The sequence below is a fragment of the Streptomyces polyasparticus genome, from assembly GCF_014493765.1.
Lineage (GTDB): Bacteria > Actinomycetota > Actinomycetes > Streptomycetales > Streptomycetaceae > Streptomyces > Streptomyces polyasparticus.
Genome location: NZ_JACTVJ010000005.1, coordinates 681,307 through 706,919, shown reverse-complemented (window position 1 = coordinate 706,919; position 25,613 = coordinate 681,307). Strand labels below are relative to the sequence as shown.

Here is a 25,613-nt window from a genome sequence, read left to right as displayed (position 1 = left end):
TTAATGGGAACCATTTTCATTTACTCTAGCCCACATGGCCCGCAACGAACTACGTCCTGTCATCAAGCTCAGGTCCACCGCAGGGACCGGCTTCACGTACGTCACCCGCAAGAACCGCCGCAACGACCCCGACCGCCTGGTCCTGCGCAAGTACGACCCGGTCGCCGGCCGGCACGTCGACTTCAAGGAGGAACGATGAAGCGAGGCATCCACCCGCCCTACGGCCCCGTGGTCTTCCGCGACCGGGCCGCCGGCTACGCCTTCCTCACCCGGTCCACGGCCACCAGCGACAAGACGGTCGAGTGGGAGGACGGCGCCACCTATCCCGTGATCGACGTCGAGATCTCCAGCGCGAGCCACCCCTTCTACACGGGCACCGCCCGCGTCATGGACACGGCCGGCCGCGTGGAGCGCTTCGAGCGGCGTTACGGGCTGCGCGAAGGCGGCCGCGGATGAGTGGCGATCCGCACTCCGGCCTGCCGGTGGTGATCGTCGCCGGACTGCACGCCGATGCGCGCAAGGCGACGGTCGAGCGGCTGCTCGCGAGCGTTTCGGACAGCGTCGCGCTCCACCATGACCTCTCGACCGCCGTGGACGGCACGGTCGTTCGCACCATGCGCGACGCCGGCGGCGTGCTCGGCACGGGCGAGGCGCCGCTCGTCAACGACTGTGCGTGCTGCGCCCTGCGCGAGGACCTCGTGCCCGAGCTGGAACGGCTCGCCGACGCGGGCCTGGTCCGGCTCGCGGTCGTCGAACTGTGGGACTCGGTCGAGCCCAAGGCGATGGCCGAGGTGGTGGCCGGCCACGGGCTCACCGTGGCCTCCGTCGTCACCGCGGTGGATCCGGCGCTCCTGCTGCCCTGCCTCGGCAACGGCGACGACCTGATGGACGCCGGACTCGCCGCCGCCCCCACCGACCAGCGCACGGTCGCCGACACCTTCGCCCGCCAGCTCGAATACGCCGCCGTACTCGCCGTGGTCGCAGGCCCTGAGGCGGACGACGAGGACCGGGCGCTGCTCACCCAGCTGCACCCGACGGCCACCCAAGTCACGCTCGAAGGAGAGGAGTTGATGCTCGCGGCCCAGGCGGGCTTCGATGTGGAGGCGGCCGCCGCCGCCCAGCATCCGGCCTGCGCGCTGCTGCCGCAGGAGGCCGACGAGGCCGGAGTGGCCACGTATGTCTGGCAGGCCCGTCGCCCCTTCCACCCCGAGCGGCTCTACCAGGCCCTGGAGGACCTGACCTGCGCGGCGGCCCGCAGCCGCGGCCGCTTCTGGCTCGCCGACCGGCCCGACACGCTGCTCGCCTGGGACGCGGCGGGCGGAGCGCTCTGCGTGGAGAACGCCGGGCCCTGGCTCGCGTCGCTGCCCGACGCCGCCTGGGACCTCGTGCCACCGATGCGCCGCGCCGCCGCCGCGCTCGACTGGCATCCCGAGCACGGCGACTGCTGCTGCCAGCACTTGGTTTTCACCTCACCGGGCCTGGACCGAGACGGGCTGCAACGGGTGCTCGACTCCTGCCTGCTGACCGATGCCGAATACGCCGCCGGACGCGACGCATGGAAGAACCTGCCGTCCGGCTTCGACACCCTCCTGGAGGTCTGACCGCCATGTCCCCGCGCCGCGCCACCGAGCGCAAGCCGGCCAAGTCCCGCCCCAATCCCCTGGATGTGGCCGGCATCACCTACATCGACTACAAGGACACCGATCTGCTGCGGAAGTTCATCTCCGACCGCGGCAAGATCCGCAGCCGCCGCGTGACGCGGATCAGCGCCCAGCAGCAGCGGCAGATGGCGCGCGCCATCAAGAACGCGCGGGAGATGGCGCTGCTGCCGTACGGGAATCGGTAGTCGCCTGCGGTGGCGGGCAGGGTCTCAGCCCTCGAAGCCCGCCGCCTTCAGCGAATCGTCGATACGGGCCCGATGGTCGGCCTCCCACGCGTCGAGCGTCAGGGCCGCCTCCTTGGCGGCCTTGGCGCGCGCCGTGGTGAGCACCTCGTCCGCGCGCCCCTGCGGCACGACCACGATGCCCTCCTCGTCGGCCACGACGATGTCGCCCGCGTGCACGATCACGCCGCCCACCCGCACCGGCTCGTTGAACGGCTCGACCGTCCTCTTGTCACCCGGGATCGGCACAACGCCCTTGGCGTACACGGGAAAACCGCTCGCGCGGACCTCGGCCACATCGCGGATCGCGCCGTTCATCACGAAGCCCGCGATCCCGCGCCGCTGGGCGATGGCGCAGACATTCCCGCCGGCCAGTGCAAAGCGCGCGTCGGCCGCCTCGACCACGAGCACCGAGCCGGGCTCGGCCCGGTAGATCGCCGCGTGCAGCCCGAGCTGGTCCCCGGCCGGACACCGCACGGTGAACGCCGGCCCGGCGATACGCGGCGCCGGTCCCCACAGCGGGCTGATGTCCAGGTCCATGACCTGGGCGCGGCCGACGGCTTCGGCGAGCGTGGTGGGGGAGAGATCGCGGAACGCTGCGTGGTCGGCCATGTCGGTGTTCGTCCTCACTCTGCGCGGTGTGCGCGTTCTCCGGTGCGCCGCGATCGACTTGATCACGGGTGAGGCGCACGAAACAAGGGGCGATCCACCGTGACCCGTGTCGCTGTTGGGCCGAACGGGTGAGTCTGCGCAAGAATCGGGTGGTGCAGACAATCAGTGCGAGCAGTGCGAGCCACAAGGCCGGCGGCAGCCGACGCCCGGGGCAGGTGGAAAAGTGAACCGTCACTACCGCGACGTCACGGACGAACAGTGGGAGGGGCTCGCCGAGGTCGTACCCCTGCGCGGCCGGGACGAATGGCCGTCCTGGCCCGGCCACCGGGCCCAGCCCGAGGCCCGGACGGAGGCGCGGCGCCGGTTCACGGTGCTGCGGGTCAACGTGTTCGCCGACGCGCGCGACGTGGCCCAGTCCCTGATGGGCGGGATACCGGTGCTCCTCGACCTCAGCGGCGCGGAGACCCAAGTCGCCAAGCGGGTCCTGGACTTCAGCAGCGGCGTGGTCTTCGGGCTCAACTGTGCGATGACCCGTGTGGACCGCAATGTGTTCCTCCTGACACCCGCGGACACCGAGGTGCAGGGGCTGGTACAGCACGCGACGGGGGTCGCGCTGCCCCGTTTGTAGCGCATCCATCGATCGTAGGAAGCGGGAGCAGGCAAAACGGTTCGTCATGCGACGGCCTGTATAGCGTGCAGTCATGACTGTGCTCATCCAGGCGCCCGCCCCGGCGGGCCTGCCCGGTCCCGCGCCCGGATGTCCCGCCGTCAGTGCCCTGCGGCTCTCCGCGTTCGCCGGGCACCGGGGCACCACGGTGCCGCTCGGACCGCTCACCCTGGTCGCAGGGGCGAGCGGCAGCGGCAAGAGCAGCGCGCTGCGGGCGTACGAAGTGCTCGCGCGCCTCGCGTCGGGGGCGGCGCTCCCGGACGCCGTACCGGATCCCGGGGCCTGCGTGCCGGAGTGGGCGCGCCCCGACCGGCAGGGGCGGCGCGGCTTCCGTATCGGATGTGCCGTCACGGGGCCCGCGGGCCGGGTGCGGCTCGACCTCGCCGTACAGGTGGAGCCCGAACTGCGGATCGCGGGCGAGCGGTTGAGCCTCGGCGACGTGGTCCTCATGGAGTCCGCGCTGCGCGACCCCGCGCGCCGTACGGTCCAGGCGGCCTGGCACACCGCGGGCAGCGCGGCCGTCACGCGCGCACCGCTGCCCGACGACCTGCTCGCCACCGCGCTGCTTCCGCTGCGGGTCGCCGGCAAGACCGACGGGCAGCGCAGCGTCCTCGCGGCCGCCGAGCAGGTCGTGCTCGCGCTGCGTTCCTCCTACGCCTGCGATCCGCGGCCCGCGCGGATGCGGGCACCCGTCCCCGCCGGTTCGGGCCGGCTCCTTCGCGGGTGCGACAACCTGGCCGATGTCCTGCGCCGTACGCGCGCGGAGTGCGGCAACCGGCATGCGCTGTTCGTCGCGGCGGCGCGGGCGGGGTGTGCGGGGGCGGTCGCGGACGTACGGGTGGAGGAGGATGCGGGGGATGCCCTGCTGCGGGCGGTGCTCGACCGGGGTGCTTCGGCGCCTTCCGCAGGCACGCCTCTCGCGCGTCTCGGTGACGGGGAGCTCCGCTACCTGGCGCTCTCCCTGGTCCTGCTGACCGGTCCGGACGTGCTGGCCGTGGACCGGGTGAGTGAAGTCCCCTCGGCGCTGCAGCCGTTGACGGTCGTCGCCGACGGCTTCGACCGGGGGCTCGACCGGCGCCAGCGTGCGGAACTGCTGCGGCTTGCGGCGCGGATGTGCGCGCGGGGGCATATCCGGTTGCTCGCGGTGGTGGGGGAGGACGCGGTGGGTGAGTGTGTGCGCGGGAGTGCGGTCGGGGAGGGGCCGGGTCCGGTGGAGGGGGCGACGGTGGTAGACCTTGGGCGTGACAGAGAAGGAACGCAGCGAGCAGCGCGGCAAGAGCGGCCGGAACAGCGGCCGGAACAGCGGCACGAGCGACAAGAGTGACCTCGACGTACGGGAGCTGCAGCGCAGGCTGGCCGCCTTCGCGGCCGCCCGCGACTGGGGCCCGTACCACACGCCGAAGAACCTGACCTCGGCGCTCAGTGTCGAGGCGGCCGAACTGGTCGAGATCTTCCAGTGGCTGACCCCCGAGCAGTCCGCGCACGTCATGGAGGACCCCGACTTCGCGCACCGCGTACGCGACGAGGTCGCCGATGTGCTGGCGTATCTGCTGCAGTTCTGCGAGGTGCTCGGCGTGGACGCGCTCGAGGCCCTGGCGGACAAGATCGACCGCAATGAGCAGCGCTATCCGGTGGGGGCGCGAGGGCCCGCGGCGCCGGGGCGGATCAAGTCCACGCCCGCTGCGGCCGGTTCGTCGGCGGACGGCTCGTCGCATACGGACGGTCACTCTGCGGAGTGACGAGGTTATCCACAACCGCGCTTCTGTCCACAGTTTCCCGAAATCCTCTGGCCCTTGGGCCCGGTCGCCCTCACTCTGGGTAGTGAATGCGTAGGGCAGCACGGATGTACGGCCGGCGGCGCGGCTGGAGTGCGGCCGACCGGATGTACGGCACGGGGGATACGAGATGGATGCGTTACGGCTGATCGTGGCCATCAGAGGTGCGCTGGCGCGCAGCGACGCGCCGCCGGACGTCCTGGCCGAGGCCTGGCAGGCCCAGGCACTGGCCAGGACGATGGCGGCCCGCCTCGCGGTGAGCGGCCCGCCCGAACTGCGCGACGAGGCACTGGACTTGAGCGAGGTGAGCGGCCGCGGCTGCGCACTGCTCGGCACCCCGCCCCTGCCCCCCGACCGCATACGGGCCACCCACCTCACCTCGATCGCCGACCCCCGCGCCTGCCTCGTCGCCCTGGGCACCCTCCTCGGCGAGGTCGGCATCGCCCTGGTGGGCGTGGCCTGCGCGGTGGACGGCGAGGCGGACTACTGGCAGTGCATAGAGGCCATCGACGCCGCCGACGACTCCCGCGACCGCGTCCTGGAAATGCTGCGCCGCCTGGGCGGACAGGGGTTGGGTCGGGAGGTGGCGGGGCGGTGAGGGGTGGGGCCGGTGGGGAGGGGCAGGCCTCGATGGGGCAGGTCCCGCCGGGGACGGTCCTGGTGGACGAACCCCGGCGGGGCGGCCTCCCTCGCTCAGTCCGCCCCGCCCGGCAGTCTCCCGCTCAGCCCCGCCGCTCATCCCGCCCGGCGTCACGGCCCCGTCCTCAGCCCAACTGCCCCTGCACCTGCGCAGAGATCAGTTCCAAGTGGTCCAGGTCGTCCAGGTCCAGGATCTGGAGGTAGACGCGCTGGGAGCCGATCTCCGCGTAGCGGCTCAGTTTGTCGACGACTTCCGACGGGGAGCCGGCCAGGCCGTTGGCCTTGAGTTCGTCCACGTCGCGGCCGATGACCGCCGCGCGGCGGGCGACCTCTGCGTCGTCCTTGCCGACGCAGGCGATCAGGGCGTTGGAGTACACCAGCTCGTCCGCCTTGCGGCCCGCCTCCTCGGCCGCCGCGCGGACCCGGCCGAACTGCCGCTTGCTGTCCTCGATCGAAGCGAAGGGGATGTTGAACTCATCGGCGTACTGGGCGGCAAGGCGCGGCGTGCGCGAAGCGCCGTGGCCGCCGATGAGGACCGGCACCTTGGCCTGCGCCGGCTTGGGCAGCGCGGGCGAATCGGTCAGCTGGTAGTGCGTGCCCTCGTACGAGAAGGTCTGGCCGACCTCCGTTGCCCAGAGCCCGGTGACGATGGCCAGCTGCTCCTCGAGGCGGGCGAACTTCTCCTTGGGGAACGGAATGCCGTACGCCTTGTGCTCCTCCTCGAACCAGCCCGCGCCCAGACCGAGTTCGACCCGGCCGCCCGACATCTGGTCGACCTGCGCCACCTGGATCGCCAGAACCCCGGGAAGGCGGAACGTGCCCGCTGTCATGAGGGTGCCGAGCCTGATCCGCTTCGTCTCGCGGGCCAGGCCGGCCAGGGTGATCCAGGCGTCGGTCGGACCGGGCAGACCGTCCGCGGAGCCCATCCTCAAGTAGTGGTCGGACCGGAAGAAGGCGTCGAAGCCGAGCTCCTCCGTGGCCTTGGCGACGCTCAGCAACGTGTCATAGGTGGCCCCCTGCTGGGGCTCGGTGAAGATGCGAAGATCCATGTCTCCATCCTGCACGCTCGAACGGCCGTCAACCGAGCCGACCCTGCCCGTCCACCGGGTCCTCGGTCGGGTGAAACTCCGTCAACTGCGCGCCCGGCGGCGGTCCGTGCCAGTGACCGGCCACGGAGGTGATCGTTGGCTCGGGCGGAGCCGGACCGCCCGGCCCCGGCGAACGCTGCCCGGGCGTCGCCTGCACCAACTTGCTCCGCCCCACTGGACGGAGCGCAGGCCGAGGAGGCCGTCATGTCCCAGGAAGCCGCGCCGGAACAGGCCGTCGACATCCCCGCCCAGGGCGGCCGCCCCAAGGGGCTGCTGCAGCAGATGGAGGAGCTGATGGCCGCGCTCAACGCGGATCTGTCCCAGCTCGACGCCGATCTCCAGTCCGCACCCCGCACCTCCGCCGAGGGCACCCCCGGAGGCTGACACCCCGGTCCGCTAAGGTGACGGCCCGAACGGGCGGCCGTAGCGAAACGGGCGGCCGTAACGAACGGCGAGGTGGGGGAGATGGCGCAGACGCGCGGCAGCAGTGTGACGGGCTGGATCCATGCCACGGTCAGCGTCCTCGTCGGCGCGGCCGCCCTGCTGATGCTCGGCATCCAGTTCTTCTCCGCCACGACGGCCGGCGCGATCGCCATCGGTGTCGCGCTGGTCGGCCTGGTCGTCGAGGCCAAGAACGGCGACGTCTCCCGCCGCCGCACCTTCCATCTGGCAGGTCTCCTGATGGGCCTCGCGGCAGCGGTTCTCGGGCAGATCGTGCCCACCTTGTTCGTCTTCGCCACCATGTGAGGCCGCAGGCAGCGCACCCCCGCGAAATCCGACTCCCCTTGTGACCTCCCGTTTTGCATAATGCACCGGTGGAATACGAGCGGGGTCGACAGCGCGGACGGGACAGGGCCGTCGAGTCCTCCCGCCATGCCGCCGGCACCCGGATCCGCCGCTCTCCCGCCGCCCGGATACAGCGCCGGCTGAGCCGCCCCGCCCTGCCGCCGCCGCTGTGGCTCCGGATCGAGGGCATCTGCGTCGCCCTCATCGGAACCCTGGCCGTCATCGGCTGCGCGGTCGCGGCCGTCCTCGCCGGACTCCCGTCGTCGAAGGCCCTCGCCGCCGGCGCCGTCGCCGCGTCGGCGCTCACGCTGTATCTGCTCGTCACCCGCGCCGGACGCCTCCTGACCGGCGCGGTCGCCGGGCTCGGGATCGCGCTGGCCGCGGTCGTCCCGCAGCTCGCCACCGAGCTCACGCTGGCCGAGCGCGGCGAGCGCGTCCAGGTCGTGGTCACCGCGGTGGATGCGAGCAGCGAGGACGGCGGCCGCTATCTGTGCTCCGTACGGCATGGGGACGGCACCCCTGTGCAACGCCGGTTGTGGCGCGGCTGCTCGGCCTCGGTGTCCCCCGGTGAGTCGATCGCGATGGTGTACGACCCGAAGGGGCGGGTCGAGCCGCGGGGCATCACCCCCGAGCCGGTCACCTGGCGGCTCGCGGCGCAGAGCGCCGGGCTTGCCGCGCTGCTCGCCGCGTTCGGCTACACGGCGGTCGTACGGTCGATCCGCCGCCGCTGACGCGGCTCGCCGACGTGGTACCGGGCACGCGAGCGCCCGGTCCGTGAAGGGACCCGCGGCCCACGAGCGCCGGCCCGTGAAGGGTCACGCAGCCCGCGGCCGAGACCTTGAGCCCGCCCGTACGGGACGAAAATCCGTGCAGGTCGACGAGGTGTTCGAGGTACTTTGAGCGGGCGCCCGGCCCTGGGCGCACCCACTCAGACGGCGTCAAGACGCCCATGTATCGAGGCACTCACCGTGTTCCTGACGATCTCCACCACCGGCACCCCGGACCGCCCCGCATCCGACCTCGGTTTCCTCCTGCACAAGCATCCCGACAAGGCGCAGTCGTTCGGCACCGCGCAGGGCCGGGCGCATGTGCTGTACCCCGAGGCGAACGATGACCGGTGCACGGCCGCGCTGCTCCTGGAGATCGATCCCGTCGCGCTCGTGCGCAAGGGGAAGGGCAAGGGCCGCGGCGGCGCCCCCGACGCGGCGCTCGCGCAGTACGTCAACGACCGCCCGTATGCCGCGTCCTCGCTCCTCGCGGTGGCCCTGAGCTCCGTGTTCAAGTCCGCCCTGCGCGGGGTGTGCCCGGCGCGGCCCGACCTCGTCGGGCGGCCGCTGCCGCTGCGGATCGAGGTGCCCGCGCTGCCCGCCCGCGGTGGCCCGGACCTGGTCACCAAGCTGTTCGAGCCGCTGGGCTGGCAGGTCACGGCCGAGCCCGTGCCGCTCGACACCCAGTTCCCCGAGTGGGGTGCTTCGCGCTACGTACGTCTCGTACTCGAAGGGGACCTCGTACTCGCCGAGGCGCTGCGCCACCTCTATGTGCTGCTTCCGGTGCTCGACGACGCCAAGCACTACTGGGTCTCGCCCGACGAGGTCGACAAGCTGCTGCGCGCCGGTGAGGGCTGGCTCGCCGAGCACCCCGAGCACAAGCTGATCACCAGCCGCTACCTGGCCCGGCGCTGGTCGCTGACCCGCGAGGCCATGGAGCGGCTCGAACTGGTGCGCCTCGCCGACCTCGACGAGCTCGAGGTCGAGCAGGTCGACAACGCCGTGGACGAACAGACGGACACCGAGGACAAGCCGGTGCCGCTCGCCCTGCAGCGACGGGACGCGATCATCGAGGCGCTCAAGGCCTCCGGTGCGCACCGGGTGCTCGACCTGGGCTGCGGCCAGGGGCAGTTGGTGCAGGCGCTGCTCAAGGACGTGTCGTTCACCGAGATCGTCGGTGTCGACGTCTCGATGCGCGCGCTCACCATCGCCGCGCGCCGGCTCAAGCTGGAGCGGATGGGGGAGCGGCAGGCCTCGCGGGTGCAGCTCTTCCAGGGTTCCCTCGCGTACACGGACAAGCGGCTCAAGGGATACGACGCCGCCGTGCTCAGCGAGGTCATCGAGCACCTCGACCTGCCGCGCCTGCCCGCGCTCGAATACGCGGTGTTCGGCTCGGCGCGGCCCACGACCGTGCTCGTGACCACGCCGAACGTCGAGTACAACGTCCGCTGGGAGTCCCTGCCCGCCGGGCACGCACGCCACGGCGACCACCGGTTCGAGTGGACGCGCGAGGAGTTCCGGGCCTGGGCGGACAAGGTCGCCGAACGGCACGGATACGCAGTCGAGTTCAAGCCTGTCGGACCGGACGACCCCGAGGTCGGACCGCCCACACAGATGGCGGTCTTCACGATCGCCGAAAACACCAGCACCGAAAACACCAGCACCGAAAGCATCAGCACCGAAAGCACCCGCACCGAAAGCACCCGCACCACGAAGGGAGAGCAGGCATGAGCAGCGAGACCCAGGTCCCGGGCCGCGCCCTGCCCGTCACCGATCTGTCCCTCGTGGTCCTGATCGGCTCCACCGGATCGGGCAAGTCCAGCTTCGCCCGTAAGCACTTCAAGCCCACCGAGGTCCTCTCCAGCGACTTCTTCCGCGGCCTGGTGGCCGACGACGAGAACGACCAGAGCGCCAGCGGTGACGCCTTCGACGTGCTGCACTACATCGCGGGCAAGCGCCTGGCCGCGGGCCGGCTCACGGTGGTCGACGCGACGAACGTGCAGACCGAGTCGCGCCGTCAGCTCGTCCAGATCGCCCGGCAGCACGACGTCCTGCCGATCGCGATCGTCCTCGACGTACCCGAGGCGGTCTGCGCCGAGCGCAACGCGCGGCGCGAGGACCGCGCCGGTATGCCCCGCCGCGTCATCCAGCGCCACCAGCGCGAGCTACGCCGCTCGCTGCGCGGCCTGGAGCGCGAGGGCTTCCGCAAGGTGCACATCCTGCGCGGGGTCGAGGAGATCGAGGGCGCCTCGATCACGATCGAGAAGCGCTACAACGACCTCACCCACCTCACCGGCCCCTTCGACATCATCGGCGACATCCACGGCTGCCGCTCCGAACTGGACACCCTGCTCGGCAAGTTGGGGTACGCGGACGGAATGCACCCCGAAGGCCGTACGGCCGTGTTCGTCGGCGACCTCGTCGACCGCGGCCCGGACAGCCCGGGCGTGCTGCGCCGGGTGATGTCGATGGTCAAGTCGGGCAACGCGCTGTGCGTGCCCGGCAACCACGAGAACAAGTTCGGCCGCTACCTCAAGGGCCGCAACGTCCAGCACACGCACGGGCTCGCGGAGACCATCGAGCAGATGGACGGCGAGAGCGAGGAATTCAAGGCGGAGGTAAGGGAGTTCATCGACGGGCTCGTCAGCCACTACGTCCTCGACGAGGGCAAGCTGGTGGTCTGTCACGCCGGTCTGCCCGAGAAGTACCACGGCCGTACGTCCGGCCGGGTGCGCAGCCACGCCCTGTACGGGGACACCACCGGCGAGACCGACGAGTTCGGTCTGCCCGTGCGCTACCCGTGGGCCGAGGACTACCGCGGCCGTGCGGCGGTCGTGTACGGCCACACGCCCGTGCCGACCGCGAGCTGGGTCAACAACACCATCTGCCTCGACACGGGCGCCGTCTTCGGCGGCAAGCTCACCGCGCTGCGCTGGCCGGAGCGCGAACTGGTCGAGGTGCCGGCCGAGAAGGTCTGGTACGAGCCGGTCAAGCCGCTCGCGTCCGAGGCGCCCGGCGGCCACGAGGGCCGGCCGCTGGACCTGGCGGACGTGTACGGCCGCCGGATCGTGGAGACCGGTGAGCACGGGCGCGTCTCGGTACGCGAGGAGAACGCGGCCGCGGCGCTCGAAGTGATGAGCCGTTTCGCGGTCGACCCGCGGCTCGTCCCGTACCTGCCGCCGACGATGGCCCCGACCGCGACCTCGCAGGTGGAGGGCTACCTGGAGCACCCGGCCGAAGCCTTCGCGCAGTACGCCGCGGACGGCGTCGAGCGCGTCGTGTGCGAGGAGAAGCACATGGGCTCGCGCGCCGTGGCACTGGTCTGCCGCGACGCGGCGGCCGCACGCGAACGCTTCGGCGTGGACGGCCCGACCGGCTCCCTCTACACCCGTACAGGACGCCCCTTCTTCTCCGACCCCGCGGTCACCGAGGAGATCCTCGGGCGGCTGCGCGCGGCGGTCGGCGAGGCCGGGCTCTGGGAGGAGCTCGGCACGGACTGGGTACTGCTCGACGCGGAGCTCCTTCCGTGGTCGCTCAAGGCCTCCGGCCTGCTGCGGACGCAGTACGCGGCGGTCGGTGCGGCCGCGGGCGCGGTCTTCCCCGGTGCGGTCGCCGCTCTGGAGGCGGCGGTGGCACGCGGTGTGGACGCCGGTGAGCTCCTGACGCGGCAGCGCGAACGGGCCGCGGACGCCTCCGCGTTCACCGACGCGTACCGGCGCTACTGCTGGACGACCGACGGTCTCGAAGGAGTGCGGCTCGCGCCCTTCCAGATCCTCGCCGTCCAGGGCCGCAGCATGGCCGCGGTCCCGCACGACGAACAGCTCGCGCTGCTCGACCGGTTGGTGGCGGCGGACGCGTCCGGACTGCTGCAGACGACGCGCCGGCTGTACGTGGACACGGGGTCGCCCGAGTCCGTGCAGGCCGGTGTCGACTGGTGGCTGGAGATGACCGGGCGCGGTGGTGAGGGCATGGTCGTCAAGCCGCTCGGGGCGTTGGTGCGGGACGGCAAGAGGCGGCTCGTCCAGCCCGGGATCAAGTGCCGTGGGCGCGAGTACCTCCGGATCATCTACGGGGCGGAGTACACGCGGCCGTCCAACTTGGAGCGTCTGCGCCGGCGTTTCCTCGGCCACAAGCGGTCGCTCGCGCTGCGGGAGTATGCCCTCGGTGTCGAGGCCCTGTCCCGGCTCGGCGCCGGTGAGCCTTTGTGGCGCGTCCACGAGGCGGTCTTCGCGGTGCTGGCGCTTGAGTCGGAGCCGGTGGACCCTCGGCTCTGAGTGTCGGGTGCGGGTGGGTGGGGGTGCGGGTTCGCCTGCGGCGGGCCCTCTTCCCCTACCCGCCCCTTCCCGAAACCGGGGCTCTGCCCCGGACCCCGGCATCCGAACTTCGTTCGGATCTGCTCAAGCGCCGCAGGGGCTGAAAGATCTGCTCAAGCGCCGCAGGGGCTTTCGTGGGTAAGGATGCCGACATGGGATTCCACGTCGACTCCGAGACCGGGCGGCTGCGCCGGGTCATTCTGCATCGGCCCGATCTGGAGCTGAAGCGGCTCACTCCGAGCAACAAAGACGCCCTCCTCTTCGACGACGTCCTGTGGGTCCGCCGCGCCCGCCAGGAACACGACGGCTTCGCGGACGTGCTGCGCGACCGTGGCGTCGAAGTGCATCTCTTCGGGGACCTGCTCGAGGACACCCTGCGCATCCCGGAAGCCCGCACCCTCGTCCTCGACCGCGTCTTCGACGAGAAGGCGTACGGGCCGCTGGCCACCCCGACGCTGCGCGCGGCGTTCGAGACGATGACCGCCGCCGATCTGGTCGGAGCGCTCGTCGGCGGCATGACCAAACGCGAGTACCTGGAGCGCCACCCCGAGCCCACCTCCGTCCGCTTCCACGCCATGGAGCTCGACGACTTCCTGCTCGGACCGCTGCCCAACCACCTCTTCACCCGCGACACCTCCGCCTGGATCTACGACGGGGTGTCGATCAACGCGATGCGCTGGCCGGCGCGGCAGCGCGAGACCGTCCACTTCGAGGCGATCTACCGGCACCACCCGCTGTTCACGGGAGCCGAGGCCGGGCCCTTCCACCACTGGTCCGAGGGCCAGTCCGACTACCCGTCCACCATCGAGGGCGGCGACGTCCTCGTCATCGGCAACGGGGCCGTGCTCATCGGGATGAGCGAGCGGACCACCCCGCAGGCCGTCGAGATGCTGGCGCACAAGCTGTTCGCGGCCGGCTCGGCGCGCACCATCGTGGCGCTCGACATGCCCAAGCGGCGGGCCTTCATGCACCTCGACACCGTGATGACGATGGTCGACGGCGACACCTTCACGCAGTACGCGGGGCTCGGCATGCTGCCCTCGTACACCATCGAACCGGGCGTCGGGGAACGGGACTTGAAGGTCACCGATCATCCGCCCGAGCACATGCACCGCGCCATCGCCGCCGCGCTCGGACTCGGCTCGGTCCGCGTGCTCACTGCCACCCAGGACGTCCACTCCGCCGAGCGGGAGCAGTGGGACGACGGCTGCAATGTGCTGGCCGTCGAGCCCGGCGTCGTGATCGCGTACGAGCGGAACGCCACCACCAACACGTATCTGCGCAAGGAGGGCATCGAGGTCATCGAGATCCGCGGCAGTGAGCTGGGGCGCGGGCGGGGTGGGCCGCGGTGCATGAGTTGCCCGGTCGAGCGGGATGGCGTGGTCTGAGAACGAGCGCGACGACTGCCGGTATACATTTACCGACCCTTGTATATACTTGCAGTCCTTCGATCGTCCCCACCAGCCCTGGAGCATGCGCATGGCCACCCACCTGACCGGGCGTTCCTTCGTCAAGGAGCTCGACTTCACCGCCGAGGAGTTCATCGGTCTGGTCGAGCTGGCCGCCGAGCTCAAGGCGGCGAAGAAGGCCGGTACGGAGGCCAAGCGGCTGACCGGGAAGAACATCGCCCTGATCTTCGAGAAGACCTCGACCCGTACGCGGTGCTCCTTCGAGGTCGCGGCCGCCGACCAGGGCGCGTCCACCACCTATCTGGACCCGTCCGGCTCCCAGATAGGGCACAAGGAGTCCGTGAAGGACACCGCGCGGGTCCTCGGCCGGATGTTCGACGGGATCGAGTACCGCGGAGACAGCCAGGACGCCGTGGAGGAGCTCGCCGCGTACGCCGGAGTGCCGGTCTGGAACGGTCTGACCGACGACTGGCACCCCACCCAGATGCTCGCGGACGTCCTCACGATGACGGAGCACAGCACCAAGCCGCTGGGCGGGATCGCGTTCGCCTACCTCGGCGACGCCCGCTTCAACATGGGCAACTCGTATCTGGTGACCGGCGCGCTGCTCGGCATGGACGTACGGATCGTCGCGCCCCGCGCCTACTGGCCGGCCGAGGAGATCGTGGCGCAGGCCCGTGCGCTGGCCGAGAAGAGCGGTGCGCGGATCACGTTCACCGAGGGGGTCGAGGAGGGCGTACGGGGTGCGGACTTCGTCGTCACCGACGTCTGGGTCTCCATGGGCGAGCCCAAGGAGGTCTGGGCCGAGCGGATCGCCGCGCTCTCGCCGTACGCCGTGACGATGGACGTGCTGCGGGCCACGGGCAATCCGGACGTGAAGTTCCTGCACTGCCTGCCCGCCTTCCACGACCTCGGCACCAAGGTCGGGCAGCAGATCCACGAGCAGTACGGGCTCGACTCGCTGGAAGTCACGGACGAGGTCTTCGAGTCGGAGCACTCGGTGGTGTTCGACGAGGCCGAGAACCGGCTGCACACGATCAAGGCCGTCATGGTGGCGACCCTGGCCGAAGAGACTCCGCGGGTGACCCTGGCCTGAGGCTCAGACCGCCGGCCTGGCCGGAAGCGTGAACCACACCGCCTTGCCGGAATCGGTGAGGCGGTGTCCGCATGCCTGGCTCAGGGTGCGGATCAGGAGCAGGCCGCGGCCGTGCTCCTGCCAGGGGTCCGGGCAGTCGTCCTCGATCGGACGGCTCAGATCGCCGGGCGGTGCGGGCGAGGGGTCGTGCACCTCGACCTGGCAGCCGGTCGGAAGGAGCTCCACGACCAGCTCGATGGGGGCGTCGCCGGAGGTGTGCTCGACGGCGTTCGCGACCAGTTCCGCGGTGAGCAGCTCGGCCGTGTCGCAGTCCGCGGCCGTCTCTGGCGCGATGTCCTGCAGCGCCGTACGGACCAGGGCGCGGGCGACCGGCACGGCCGCGACCGTGTGCGGCAGTGCGATACGCCAGGAGGCAGGGGATTCGTGCAAGGCGGGTCCGTTCGGCAGCAGGCTGTCCTGCTTTCAACCATACGAAGCGTAACCCCACAGCCAGTAGTGCCGCCGGGCCGGGGGTGGCGGGACGTGTGCCCCGTGGAATCGGGACCTTCGGCGGGCGTACGAGGGTTTCCGGCCGGATCCGCCGTACATCTATCGCGCACTCATGACGGCAGTCACATTCGAGTGATAGCTTCGAAAGCGCGCTGTCTCTCCCCAGGAGGCCTTCGGTATGAGCCCCTTCACCGGTTCCGCATCCCGCACCTCCCAGTGGCAGCACCTGAGGGTGAGCGTCGACGAGAGCGCGGTCGCCACCGTCACCCTCGCCCGCCCCGAGAAGCTGAACGCGCTGACCTTCGGGGCGTACGCGGATCTGCGCGACCTGCTCGCCGAACTGGCCCGCGAGAAGACCGTGCGGGCCCTGGTCCTCGCAGGTGAGGGCCGTGGCTTCTGCTCCGGCGGCGATGTCGACGAGATCATCGGCGCGACGCTCGCGATGGACACCTCGCAGCTCCTGGACTTCAACCGGATGACCGGCCAGGTGGTGCGCGCCATCCGCGAGTGCCCCTTCCCGGTGATCGCCGCGCTGCACGGAGTGGCCGCCGGCGCCGGCGCGGTGCTCGCGCTCGCCGCGGACTTCCGGGTCGCCGACCCCTCGGCGCGGTTCGCGTTCCTGTTCACCAAGGTCGGCCTGTCCGGCGGCGACATGGGCGCGGCCTATCTGCTGCCCCGGGTCGTCGGGCTCGGGCACGCGACCAGGCTGCTCATGCTCGGCGACACGGTGCGCGCGCCCGAGGCCGAGCGGATCGGGCTGCTCAGCGAGCTGACCGACGAGGGCCACGCCGACGAGGCCGCGCAGGCCCTGGCGCACCGGCTCGCCGAGGGACCGGCCCTCGCGTACGCGCAGACGAAGGCGCTGCTCACGGCCGAGCTTGACATGCCGCTCGCCGCCGCCGTGGAGATGGACGCGGCGACCCAGGCGCTGCTGATGAACGGCAAGGACTACGCCGAGTTCCATGCCGCCTTCACCGACAAGCGCCCGCCGAAGTGGCAGGGGAGGTGAGGTGAGCATGCGCGTCGCCGTCATCGGGGGCGGGCCCGGCGGCCTGTACGCCGCCGCCCTGCTCAAGCGCCTGGACCCCGCACGCGAGATCACCGTCTGGGAGCGCAACGCCCCCGACGACACCTTCGGCTTCGGCGTCGTCCTGTCCGACGAGACCCTCGGCGGCATCGAGCACGCCGACCCCGTCGTCTACGCGGCGATGCAGCGGGAGTTCGTGCGCTGGGACGACATCGACATCGTGCACCGCGGCCACCGCTCCACCTCGGGCGGCCACGGCTTCGCCGCACTCGGGCGCAAGCGGCTCCTGCAGATCCTGCACGAGCGCTGCCGGGACCTCGGCGTCGAGCTGCGCTTTTGTGCGGAGGCACCGCCCGCGGCCGAACTCACCGCCGCGTACGACCTGGTGATCGCGGCCGACGGAGTGCACAGCCTCACCCGCGAGGCCCACGCCGACGTCTTCGGACCGCGGATCGAGGAGCACCGCTGCCGCTACATCTGGCTGGCCGCCGACTTCGCCTTCGACGCCTTCCGCTTCGAGATCGCCGAGACCGGACACGGCATCATGCAGCTGCACGGATACCCGTACAGCGACAGCGAATCCACCGTGATCGTCGAGATGCGCGAAGAGGTATGGCAGGCAGCCGGATTCGACGGGCTCGACGAGCGCGAGTCGGTCGAGCGCTGCGCGAAACTCTTCGCCGACGCCCTCGACGGCCGCCCGCTCAGGTCCAACAACTCCAGCTGGATCCGCTTCCGCACCGTGGTCAACGACCGCTGGTCCCACGGCAATACGGTGCTCCTCGGCGACGCCGCGCACACCGCGCACTTCTCCATCGGCTCCGGCACCAAGCTCGCCGTCGAGGACGCCCTCGCCCTCGCCGCCTGCCTCCAGGAACACCCCACGACCGAGAAGGCACTTCAGGCGTACGAGGAGGAGCGGCGGCCCGTCGTCACCTCCACGCAGCGGGCGGCTCGCGCGAGCCTGGAGTGGTTCGAGGGCATCGCGCGCCACGCGGACCAGCCGCCGCGGCAGTTCGCGTTCAATCTGCTCACCCGCAGCCGCCGCGTGACGCATGACAATCTGCGGCTGCGGGACGCGGGGTTCACGGCGGAGGTGGAGCGCGAGTTCGGCTGTCCGCCCGGCACCCCGCCGATGTTCACGCCGTTCAGGATCGGGGGACTTGAGCTCCGCAATCGCGTGGTCGTCTCGCCGATGGACATGTACTCGGCCGTGGACGGCGTCCCCGGCGACTTCCATCTGGTCCACCTCGGGGCCCGGGCGCTCGGCGGGGCCGGCCTGGTGATGACCGAGATGGTCTGCGTCAGCCCCGAAGGCCGGATCACGCCCGGCTGCGCAGGCCTGTGGAACCCGCAGCAGGCCGCCGCCTGGAGCCGTATCACCGCCTTCGTCCATCAGCAGGCGCCCGGCACCGCGATCGGTCTGCAGCTCGGCCACTCAGGCCGCAAAGGCTCCACCAAGTTGATGTGGGAAGGCATCGACGAGCCGCTCGACGAAGGCAACTGGCCGCTCGCCGCGCCCTCCCCGCTCCCGTACAAACAAGGCAGCCAGACCCCGCAGGAGCTCGCCCACGACGGGCTCACCGAGATCCGCGAACAGTTCGCGGCCGCCGCCTGGCGGGCCGCGCGCTGCGATTTCGATCTGCTCGAACTGCACTGCGCGCACGGCTACTTGCTGTCGAGCTTCCTGTCGCCGCTGACCAATCTGCGCACGGACGAGTACGGCGGCTCCCTGGAGAACCGGCTGCGCTATCCCCTGGAGGTCTTCGACGCCGTACGCGCCATCTGGCCCGCGGAGAAGCCGCTGACGGTACGGATCTCCGCCACCGACTGGGCCGAGGGCGGCACCAGCGGGGACGACGCCGTGGAGATCGCGCGGGCCTTCGCGGCGCACGGCGCGGACGCGGTCGATGTGTCGACCGGACAGGTGGTGGACGAGGAGCGGCCCGCGTACGGGCGCTCGTACCAGACCCCGTACGCCGACCGGATCCGGCAGGAGACCGGGATCCCGGTGATCGCGGTCGGAGCGATCTCCTCGTGGGACGACGTCAACTCGCTGATCCTGGCGGGCCGCACCGACCTGTGCGCGCTCGCGCGGCCGCATCTGTACGACCCGCACTGGACGCTGCACGCGGCCGCCGAGCAGGGCTACGCGGGGCCCGGTGTCGCCTGGCCGCTGCCGTACCAGGCGGGCAGCCGCCGCCCGCAGACCGGGCGCACCGACGCACCGAAGCCGCGCCTGACCCTGGGGTAGACGCGGCTCCGGAGAGAACGGCGCTCAGCAGTTGGCGCAGCCGCCACCGCAATTCTTGACCACCGGGAGCTCGCGGACGGCGGCGGCGCCACGGCACGAGCAGCCGCCGGCGCTCTCCGCGCAGCTGTTGCCGGCGCAGCCGCGGCAGGCGTTCATCTCACACGTACGGCAGGCCGAGGCCGGAGCGTTGCAGCTGCGGCAGGCGTTCACCGCGCAGGTGGCGCAGGCCGCGCCCGGGCCCTCGACACAGGTGGTGCAGGCGTTCAGCTCGCAGCCGCGGCAGGCCGACGCGGGGGCCTTTCGGCGTCGGCCCGGTGAGCGTAGAGCAGAAATATTTTGGAAAGGCAGCCGTTTCCTTATACGGAATTTCCTCAGGGCAGGGTTACCTGGGTCGCCCGGTTACTCGAATTCCGTGAAACGCGCTCCCGCGTCCCGCAGCCGCACATGGAGCCGCCCGAACACCTCGGCCGACCGGCCGCCCGGCCAGTCCTCGGGCAGGAGCTCCGCAGGCAGGACGGGGTCGGCATACGGCAGCTGCCGCCAGGAGTCCAGAGCGCGGAGATAGTCGCGGTACGCCTCTTCGGCGGGGGTGTCCGTCCGGGATTCCCAGGCGGCGAGTACGGGTTCATGGCGGTGCAGGAATTCCGCGTGGAGTTTCGCGATCGCCGTCAGATCCCACCAGCGGGCCACTGATTGCGCGGTCGCCGAGAATCCCAGATGCTCACCGCGGAACAGGTCCACGTAGGGCGCGAGTTGGAGCCGTTCCAGGGTGTGCCGCGTCTCCTCGTACAGCCGCGCCGGCGCGATCCACACGCCGGGCGCCGCCGTGCCGAACCCGAGGCGCGCCAGCTGCGAGCGCAGCACATGCCGCTTGCTGCGCTCGGCCTCCGGCACCGAGAACACCGCGAGCACCCAGCCTTCGGACACGGCGGGCGGACCCTCGGCGTAGATACGGCGGTCGCCGTCGTCGAGCAGCCGCCGGGCGTCCTCGGACAGCGCGTATCCCGCGGCGCCCTGCTCCGTGCGCTCCGGCACGAGCAGCCCGCGCCGCTTCAGGCGCGACACCGAGGACCGTACCGACGGCGCGTCCACCCCGACCGCGGCGAGCAGCCGGATCAACTCGGCCACGGGGACCGGCCCTTGGAGCCGCCGCCCGTAGGCACCGTATAAGGTGACGATCAAGGAACGCGGGGTCTGCTGCTCGGCCACGTGATCACTCTAGATCCCCGCCGGTGCGCAGCCGGAAGCGCTGCAGCTTTCCCGTCGGGGTGCGCGGCAGGGACTCGGGAAACTCGAGCACGCGCGGGCACTTGTACGGAACCAGCTCGGCCTTCACGAACTCCCGCAGCGCCTCGGCCGTGTCCGGCGTGCGCGGCACGCCGTCCCGCAGCACCACATACGCGGCGACGATCTGCCCGCGCAGCTCGTCCGGCTGCCCGACGACCGCGGCCTCCAGGACGTCGGGGTGACGGAGTAGTGCGTCCTCGACCTCGGGGCCGGCGATGTTGTACCCGGCCGAGATGATCATGTCGTCGGCGCGGGCGACATAGCGGAAGTAGCCGTCCGGATCGCGGACGTAGGTATCGCCGGTGATGTTCCAGCCGCCCTGTACGTACTCGCGCTGCCGCGGATCCGACAGATAGCGGCAGCCGACGGGCCCGCGCACCGCGAGCAGCCCCGGCTCCCCGTCGGCGACCGGCTTGCCCTCGCCGTCCACGACGCGCGCGGACCAGCCGGGGACGGGGGTGCCGGTGGCGCCCGGCCGGATGGCGTCGTCGGCGGCGGAGATGAAGATATGGAGCAGCTCGGTCGCGCCGATCCCGTTGATGATCCGCAGCCCGGTCCGCTCGTACCAGGACTGCCAGGTCGCGGACGGCAGATTCTCGCCGGCGGAGACACAGCGCCGCAGGGACCGTACGTCCGCGATGCTCTCACTGCGGTCCATCTCGTCGAGCATCGCGCGGTACGCGGTCGGCGCGGTGAACACCACGGACACCCCGTGCTCGGCGATGGCCGGCAACAGCTGCTTGGGACCGGCCTGTTCGAGCAACAGCGCACTCGCGCCCGCCCGCATCGGGAAGATCACGAGACCGCCGAGTCCGAAGGTGAAGCCGAGCGGCGGGCTGCCCGCGAACACATCGCCGGGCTCCGGCTTCAGGACATGGCGCGAGAACGTGTCGGCGATCGCGAGCACATCGCGGTGGAAGTGGATACAGCCCTTCGGCCGCCCGGTGGTCCCGCTGGTGAAGGCGATCAGCGCGACATCGTCCGCGGCCGTGTCGACCGGCGTGAACCCATCGGGCTGGCGCTCGGCAAGGCGGCACAGGTCGTCGGGGGAGTCGCTGCCGAAGGGCGTGACCCGCAGGCCGGACACCCCCTTCAGGTCCTCAAGGAAACGCGCGTCGCACAGCGCGTGGCCCACCTCGGCGATCTCGCACATCGTCGCGAGCTCGTGCGTGCGGTGCTGGGCCAGGACCGTGACGGCGACGGCCCCCGCCTTCATCACCGCGAGCCAGCAGGCCGCGAGCCAGGGAGTGGTCGGGCCGCGAAGCAGCACCCGGTTGCCGGGCACGACCCCGAGGTCGGAGGTGAGCACCTGCGCGATCCGGTCGACATGGCCCTGCAGCTGTCCGTACGTCCACACCTCACCCGAGCCGGTGCGGAACACAGGCCGCGAGGCGCCGAAACGCTCCACGGTCGCGTCGAGCAGTTCCGCCCCGCAGTTGAGACGGTCCGGATAGTGCAGCTCGGGCAGGTTGAAAACGAGCTCCGGCCACTGGTCCGCGGGCGGCAGATGGTCCCGCGCGAAGGTGTCGGCGTGGGCGGAGGGGGTGAGCGGTGTCGGCTCCATGGTGGCTGCCCCTTCACTGTGGTGGGGTCGCGCAACGAGCGTATCGTGATGATGACGACAGTCAACGGTGCGCGATAAGTCGGCGCGATGAGGCAGCGTGCTGCGTCAGCGCGAAACGTCAGCGCGATACGTCCGTGGGAGGGAGCACCACCGTGCCGGAGTTCGCCCTCGATCCCAAGGAGCTTCAATGGTGTGCCGAGCTGCGGGAGCTGGCGGCCACCCGCCTTCGCCCGCTCGCCGAGGCAGGTGAACCGGGCCGGGTGAACCGCCCGTTGGTGGCCGCGCTCGGCGAACTCGGCCTGCTCCCACGCCTGTTCACCTCGGGCTCCCTCGACCTGTGCCTGATGCGGGAGTCCCTCGCGTACGGCTGTACGGAGGCGGAGACGGCGCTCGCGCTCCAGGGGCTCGGCGCCCACCCGGTGCACGCGCACGGGACCGACGCCCAGCGCGCCCGCTGGCTGCCGGAGGTCTCGGCGGGCCGTGCGGTGGCGGCCTTCGCGCTGAGTGAGCCGGGGGCGGGATCCGACGCAGGGGCGCTCGCCCTTGAGGCCCGCCCGGACGGTGACGGCTGGCGTCTGCACGGCGAGAAGTGCTGGATCTCCAATGCGCCGGGCGCCGACTTCTACACCGTCTTCGCCCGGACGGCACCGGGGGCGGGATCCCGCGGAGTGACCGCGTTCGTCGTGCCCGCCGACCGGCCGGGTCTTACGGGGGAGCCGCTCGCCATGTTGTCCCCGCATCCGATCGGCTCGCTCGCCTTCGACGGGGTGCGGGTCGGGCCCGATGACCTGCTCGGCGAGGTCGACCGCGGCTTCCGCGTCGCGATGACCACGCTCAACCTCTTCCGTCCGAGCGTCGGCGCATTCGCCGTCGGCATGGCGCAGGCCGCGCTCGACGCGACCCTCGCGCATACCGCCCAACGCACCGCGTTCGGCGGGGTGTTGAAGGATCTTCAGGCCGTACGCCACCAGGTGGCCGACCTCGCCACGCGCACGGAGGCGGCCCGCCTGCTCGTCCACGCCGCGGCGGCCGCGTACGACCGCGGAGAGGCGGACGTCCCGCGGCGCGCCGCGATGGCGAAACTCCTCGCCACGGAGACGGCGCAGCAGGTCGTCGACACGGCCGTCCAGCTGCACGGGGCGCGGGCGCTGCAACGCGGCCATCTCCTCGAACACCTCTACCGCGAGGTCCGCGCGCCCCGTATCTACGAGGGGGCGAGCGAGGTCCAGCGCGAGATCATCGCCAAGGAGCTGTACAAGTCCCTTGACCAGCACGCCGAGGAGGCCGGACCCGTATGAGCCTGGAACGCATCAACCCCGCTTCTCTGTCGCCGCCGACCGGCTTCTCGCACGCGGTCACCGTCACCGGGTCCCGTCTGGTGTTCCTGGCGGGCCAGACGGCCCTCGACGGCGAGGGCAAGGTGGTGGGGTCGACCCTGCCCGAGCAGTTCGAGCTGGCCCTGACCAATCTCCTGGCGGCACTGAAAGCCGCGGGCGGGGCCCCGAAGGACCTCGCCCGCGTCACCGTGTACGCCACGGATGTCGCCGACTACCGCGAGTGCGCCCCTGAACTGGGCCGCATCTGGCGACGGTTGGCCGGCCGCGACTATCCGGCGATGGCGGTGATCGGCGCGGTGCGGCTCTGGGACAAGGAGTGCCTCGTGGAGCTGGACGGGGTGGCGGCGGTGGACGAGGGCCCGGCGGATGCCCGGCCGGAGGACATCTGATTCACCGGTCCTGGGGCGCCGTGCGCCGAGAGTGCGTGCCGGGCGTCGGGGCGCAGGCGGGGGTTCAAGGACAGGCTCTCAGCCGAGGTCCTCCCGCCCCCCATCCGGGACCGCGCCATCGAACCCCCTGAACGGCCGGAAGTCCTCGGCACGTTCGTTGACCCCGGGATCCACGTACACCTGCCAGCGCTCGCTGGTGACCAGCCGCTCAAGATCGGCGGGCGTGTGTGCGGGGGCGGAACCGCCCGCGCCGTACGACGCAGCGCTCACGAGCACGCCGTCGGGCCGCAGCAGCCAGGCGCTGTTGCCGCCGTCCTCGCCGTTCGGTCCGTCGGATTCGAAAGTGAGGAGCATGAGCACGGAACCGTCGGCGAGGTTGCGGACCCCGCACGAGGCGGGATCCTGCGCGCGCAAGGCCAGGTGGGTGCGCTCGTCCTCGCCGGCGGCACAGGAGAACAGCTCTCCCAGATACCGGGAGCGGTGGAACGCGGAGTACAGGTGGACATCCGCATCGGACACGGCCGCCGGGCCCGCCGGTGTGCGGACGATGATGTCGTAGGGCCCGGTGCCGGTGGCCTTGCCGTCGGCCCGAGGGCCGTTGACCACGGCCGAGTACGCCTCGCTCCGTGCGTCCCGGGGCAGCAGCTCGTCCAGGACCTGGGCCAGTGCCCGGTCCGTGACGACCTCCTTGCCGGGCGGCGTCGTGTCCTCCCGCGGCAGTCCGGAGAAGTCGGGGAACGTCACCTCCCCGGGCCCCCCGTCCGTCATGCCGGGCATCGTCCGGATCGTCCCTCCGGCCCTCTCTCCGGTCCCGTTTCCGGCGCCACCGACCGCGAGCCACGAGCTGCCCGCCACCACAGCCGCGAGCGCACAGGTCGCCGTGCCGACGGCGAGCCGACGGCGTGCCCTGAACCGGCGGCCCCGCAGGGCGGCACCCTCCACCAGCCGGGTGACCGGAGGGCGCACTCCGCCCACCGCCTCGGCCATCGCCGCACCCAGGTCCTGCTCGTCCAGCTTCATTTCTCTTCCCCGCCCCTCGTCAGATCGTGGTGAGCGACTCACGGTCGCCGCCGAGCAGTTCGCGCAGCCTGGCCAGCGCGGACATCGAGCGATTGCGTACGGTCCCGGCGCGCAGCCCCAGCTCCGCGGCCGTCTGCTCCACGCTGCGGTCCTCCCAGTAGCGCAGGACGAGCACCGCACGGTCCTTGGGCGGCAGTTGGGCCAGCGCCTGGAGCAGCGCCACCCGCAGCGCGGGATCCCCGTCCCCGTACGCGCCCTCCGGCAGCTCCGCCGAGGGCCGCTCGCCGCTGGACTTCAGACGCCGCTGCGACAGATGCGCGCGCACCAGTACGGAACGCACATAGGCATCCCGGTTGTCGGCCCGGCGGACCCTGCCCCACGAGGCGTACGCCTTGCCGAGCGCGGTCTGCGCCAGATCCTCGGCGGCATGCCAGTCGCCGCCGGTCAGGAGCAGCGCGGTGCGGAAGAGGCGGGCGCCGCGTGTGGCCGCGAACTCCCGGAACTCCTCCTGCCGGTCCTCGTGTCTGCCCACGTACTGCCTCCCCCTAGGTGCCGGTCGCTCACCCCTGGGACGCGTCGGCGCCCTCACTTTGTCACTGCGTGCGCGCACGAGGCCGGGGTACTCGTGCGGGGTCGAACCTTCGAGGCACGAAGGGAGCTGTCCGCCATGAGCGGACTCAAGGAACGCTTCGACCGCAGCACCACCGCACAGGTCGTGCTGATCTTCCTCCTGGCCCTCCCGATCGCATTCGTCTCGCGCCTGTACGAAGAGGGCGAGCCGGTCTGGAGGTCCTTGCTCAGGGCCGTGGCGATCGGTGCCACGGGCGCCGTCCTCTTCGCGGCCAGGCAGCGGCGCTACCGCAGGCGCGTGGGTGGCCGGATGGACGCCCTGGTCGCGGCGGAGCGGCGCTTCAGGCGCGGTGAGGTGCCGGAGGACCACGCCGAGCGGGAAGCCATGCGCGGACTGCTCGCCGAACGTCGGCGGGAGATGGCACGCGTCTGGGCGATCGCCGTGTTCCTCGGGATGCTCACCCTGCTGCCGGTGCTGTTCCTCCTGAACGGCGAGGGCCCCGCGGCGGCCGTCGCCCTCGTCGTCGGCGCCCTCTTCGGCGGCTGGATGCTGTGGATGCGCCGCCGCAACCTGCGGCGCCTCGACCACATGGAGAAGGCCCTCGGCCGGTCTCCCGACACGAGGGCCTTCACCCACTGAAG

General features: G+C 71.4%; 27 protein-coding genes. 20 read left to right on the top strand and 7 right to left on the bottom strand.

Going from position 1 to position 25,613, the window contains the following annotated elements:
- Window positions 1–34: 34 nt before the first annotated feature.
- From rpmG to rpsR, 4 genes are read left to right on the top strand one after another with little or no spacing between them, the layout of a single operon-like run.
- Window positions 35–199, top strand: coding sequence for a 50S ribosomal protein L33 (rpmG, locus tag H9Y04_RS11490; protein ID WP_161695063.1), 165 nt, complete (start codon window positions 35–37; stop codon window positions 197–199).
- On the top strand, window positions 196–456 hold the full coding sequence (locus tag H9Y04_RS11485; RefSeq protein ID WP_187813632.1) for a type B 50S ribosomal protein L31: 261 nt from the start codon (window positions 196–198) through the stop codon (window positions 454–456). Before rpmG ends, H9Y04_RS11485 begins: the two co-directional genes overlap by 4 nt.
- Window positions 453–1,601, top strand: coding sequence for a CobW family GTP-binding protein (locus H9Y04_RS11480; RefSeq protein ID WP_187813631.1), 1,149 nt, complete (start codon window positions 453–455; stop codon window positions 1,599–1,601). Before H9Y04_RS11485 ends, H9Y04_RS11480 begins: the two co-directional genes overlap by 4 nt.
- A gap of 5 nt (window positions 1,602–1,606) precedes the next feature.
- Window positions 1,607–1,846: a 30S ribosomal protein S18 gene (gene rpsR, locus H9Y04_RS11475; RefSeq protein WP_187813630.1), complete on the top strand. Its 240-nt coding sequence runs from the start codon at window positions 1,607–1,609 to the stop codon at window positions 1,844–1,846.
- Between the two features lie 24 nt (window positions 1,847–1,870).
- Here rpsR and H9Y04_RS11470 read toward each other — a convergent pair whose 3' ends face one another.
- The gene (locus H9Y04_RS11470; protein WP_187813629.1) at window positions 1,871–2,494 is read right to left on the bottom strand and encodes an RraA family protein; all 624 of its coding nucleotides are present in this window, start codon (window positions 2,492–2,494) and stop codon (window positions 1,871–1,873) included.
- Window positions 2,495–2,717: 223 nt separating this feature from the next.
- Here H9Y04_RS11470 and H9Y04_RS11465 point away from each other — a divergent pair, with 223 nt between their 5' ends.
- From H9Y04_RS11465 to H9Y04_RS11450, 4 genes are all read left to right on the top strand, one after another.
- Window positions 2,718–3,122: a cell division protein SepF gene (locus tag H9Y04_RS11465; protein ID WP_187813628.1), complete on the top strand. Its 405-nt coding sequence runs from the start codon at window positions 2,718–2,720 to the stop codon at window positions 3,120–3,122.
- A gap of 73 nt (window positions 3,123–3,195) precedes the next feature.
- Entirely contained in the window at window positions 3,196–4,485 is a 1,290-nt protein-coding gene (locus H9Y04_RS11460) for an AAA family ATPase (RefSeq protein ID WP_236070718.1), read from the top strand.
- Window positions 4,486–4,501: 16 nt separating this feature from the next.
- Window positions 4,502–4,900 (top strand): nucleotide pyrophosphohydrolase, encoded by a 399-nt coding sequence (locus H9Y04_RS11455; protein WP_236070762.1) that lies wholly within the window; start codon window positions 4,502–4,504, stop codon window positions 4,898–4,900.
- Between the two features lie 166 nt (window positions 4,901–5,066).
- Window positions 5,067–5,534, top strand: coding sequence for a DUF6099 family protein (locus tag H9Y04_RS11450; RefSeq protein ID WP_187813626.1), 468 nt, complete (start codon window positions 5,067–5,069; stop codon window positions 5,532–5,534).
- Window positions 5,535–5,700: 166 nt separating this feature from the next.
- Here the strand turns inward: H9Y04_RS11450 and H9Y04_RS11445 are convergent, their stop codons facing one another.
- On the bottom strand, window positions 5,701–6,624 hold the full coding sequence (locus H9Y04_RS11445; RefSeq protein ID WP_187813625.1) for an LLM class F420-dependent oxidoreductase: 924 nt from the start codon (window positions 6,622–6,624) through the stop codon (window positions 5,701–5,703).
- A 243-nt stretch (window positions 6,625–6,867) separates the two neighbouring features.
- Between H9Y04_RS11445 and H9Y04_RS11440 the strand changes: the two genes are divergently transcribed.
- The 7 genes from H9Y04_RS11440 (at window position 6,868) to argF (ending at window position 15,034) form a co-directional block, all read left to right on the top strand.
- Complete coding sequence (locus H9Y04_RS11440) at window positions 6,868–7,047, top strand: hypothetical protein (protein WP_187813624.1); 180 nt, start codon at window positions 6,868–6,870, stop codon at window positions 7,045–7,047.
- A gap of 81 nt (window positions 7,048–7,128) precedes the next feature.
- Entirely contained in the window at window positions 7,129–7,410 is a 282-nt protein-coding gene (locus H9Y04_RS11435) for a hypothetical protein (RefSeq protein ID WP_187813623.1), read from the top strand.
- Between the two features lie 68 nt (window positions 7,411–7,478).
- A complete protein-coding gene (locus tag H9Y04_RS11430; RefSeq protein ID WP_187813622.1) occupies window positions 7,479–8,180 on the top strand; it encodes a hypothetical protein in 702 nt (233 codons plus the stop codon).
- Between the two features lie 237 nt (window positions 8,181–8,417).
- The gene (locus H9Y04_RS11425) at window positions 8,418–9,947 is read left to right on the top strand and encodes a 3' terminal RNA ribose 2'-O-methyltransferase Hen1 (protein WP_187813621.1); all 1,530 of its coding nucleotides are present in this window, start codon (window positions 8,418–8,420) and stop codon (window positions 9,945–9,947) included.
- Window positions 9,944–12,490: a polynucleotide kinase-phosphatase gene (locus H9Y04_RS11420; RefSeq protein WP_187813620.1), complete on the top strand. Its 2,547-nt coding sequence runs from the start codon at window positions 9,944–9,946 to the stop codon at window positions 12,488–12,490. Before H9Y04_RS11425 ends, H9Y04_RS11420 begins: the two co-directional genes overlap by 4 nt.
- Window positions 12,491–12,681: 191 nt before the next feature.
- Window positions 12,682–13,917 carry an arginine deiminase gene (locus tag H9Y04_RS11415; protein ID WP_187813619.1) on the top strand — a complete coding sequence of 412 codons (1,236 nt, stop codon included), beginning with the start codon at window positions 12,682–12,684 and terminating at the stop codon, window positions 13,915–13,917.
- A 91-nt stretch (window positions 13,918–14,008) separates the two neighbouring features.
- Entirely contained in the window at window positions 14,009–15,034 is a 1,026-nt protein-coding gene (gene argF / locus H9Y04_RS11410; RefSeq protein WP_187813618.1) for an ornithine carbamoyltransferase, read from the top strand.
- Window positions 15,035–15,037: 3 nt separating this feature from the next.
- Here the strand turns inward: argF and H9Y04_RS11405 are convergent, their stop codons facing one another.
- Window positions 15,038–15,463 carry an ATP-binding protein gene (locus H9Y04_RS11405; protein WP_438818095.1) on the bottom strand — a complete coding sequence of 142 codons (426 nt, stop codon included), beginning with the start codon at window positions 15,461–15,463 and terminating at the stop codon, window positions 15,038–15,040.
- A 238-nt stretch (window positions 15,464–15,701) separates the two neighbouring features.
- On the opposite strand from H9Y04_RS11405, the gene H9Y04_RS11400 reads away from it, so the two are divergent.
- Window positions 15,702–16,532, top strand: coding sequence for an enoyl-CoA hydratase family protein (locus tag H9Y04_RS11400; RefSeq protein WP_187813617.1), 831 nt, complete (start codon window positions 15,702–15,704; stop codon window positions 16,530–16,532).
- 7 nt (window positions 16,533–16,539) lie between these two features.
- Window positions 16,540–18,804, top strand: coding sequence for a bifunctional salicylyl-CoA 5-hydroxylase/oxidoreductase (locus H9Y04_RS11395; protein WP_187813616.1), 2,265 nt, complete (start codon window positions 16,540–16,542; stop codon window positions 18,802–18,804).
- 399 nt (window positions 18,805–19,203) lie between these two features.
- On the opposite strand, the gene H9Y04_RS11390 is transcribed toward H9Y04_RS11395, so the two are convergent.
- Both H9Y04_RS11390 and H9Y04_RS11385 read right to left on the bottom strand, forming a co-directional pair.
- Complete coding sequence (locus H9Y04_RS11390; protein ID WP_187813615.1) at window positions 19,204–20,013, bottom strand: PaaX family transcriptional regulator; 810 nt, start codon at window positions 20,011–20,013, stop codon at window positions 19,204–19,206.
- Between the two features lie 4 nt (window positions 20,014–20,017).
- A complete protein-coding gene (locus H9Y04_RS11385; protein WP_187813614.1) occupies window positions 20,018–21,655 on the bottom strand; it encodes an AMP-binding protein in 1,638 nt (545 codons plus the stop codon).
- 152 nt (window positions 21,656–21,807) lie between these two features.
- Between H9Y04_RS11385 and H9Y04_RS11380 the strand changes: the two genes are divergently transcribed.
- A complete protein-coding gene (locus H9Y04_RS11380; protein WP_187813613.1) occupies window positions 21,808–22,953 on the top strand; it encodes an acyl-CoA dehydrogenase family protein in 1,146 nt (381 codons plus the stop codon).
- The gene (locus H9Y04_RS11375) at window positions 22,950–23,381 is read left to right on the top strand and encodes a RidA family protein (RefSeq protein WP_187813612.1); all 432 of its coding nucleotides are present in this window, start codon (window positions 22,950–22,952) and stop codon (window positions 23,379–23,381) included. The genes H9Y04_RS11380 and H9Y04_RS11375 overlap by 4 nt, the downstream gene beginning before the upstream one ends.
- A 78-nt stretch (window positions 23,382–23,459) precedes the next feature.
- Here the strand turns inward: H9Y04_RS11375 and H9Y04_RS11370 are convergent, their stop codons facing one another.
- Both H9Y04_RS11370 and H9Y04_RS11365 read right to left on the bottom strand, forming a co-directional pair.
- The gene (locus H9Y04_RS11370) at window positions 23,460–24,401 is read right to left on the bottom strand and encodes a hypothetical protein (RefSeq protein WP_187813611.1); all 942 of its coding nucleotides are present in this window, start codon (window positions 24,399–24,401) and stop codon (window positions 23,460–23,462) included.
- A 19-nt stretch (window positions 24,402–24,420) separates the two neighbouring features.
- Window positions 24,421–24,933: a SigE family RNA polymerase sigma factor gene (locus tag H9Y04_RS11365; RefSeq protein WP_187813610.1), complete on the bottom strand. Its 513-nt coding sequence runs from the start codon at window positions 24,931–24,933 to the stop codon at window positions 24,421–24,423.
- 135 nt (window positions 24,934–25,068) lie between these two features.
- Between H9Y04_RS11365 and H9Y04_RS11360 the strand changes: the two genes are divergently transcribed.
- Window positions 25,069–25,611 (top strand): lysylphosphatidylglycerol synthase domain-containing protein, encoded by a 543-nt coding sequence (locus H9Y04_RS11360; protein ID WP_187813609.1) that lies wholly within the window; start codon window positions 25,069–25,071, stop codon window positions 25,609–25,611.
- Window positions 25,612–25,613: the final 2 nt, after the last annotated feature.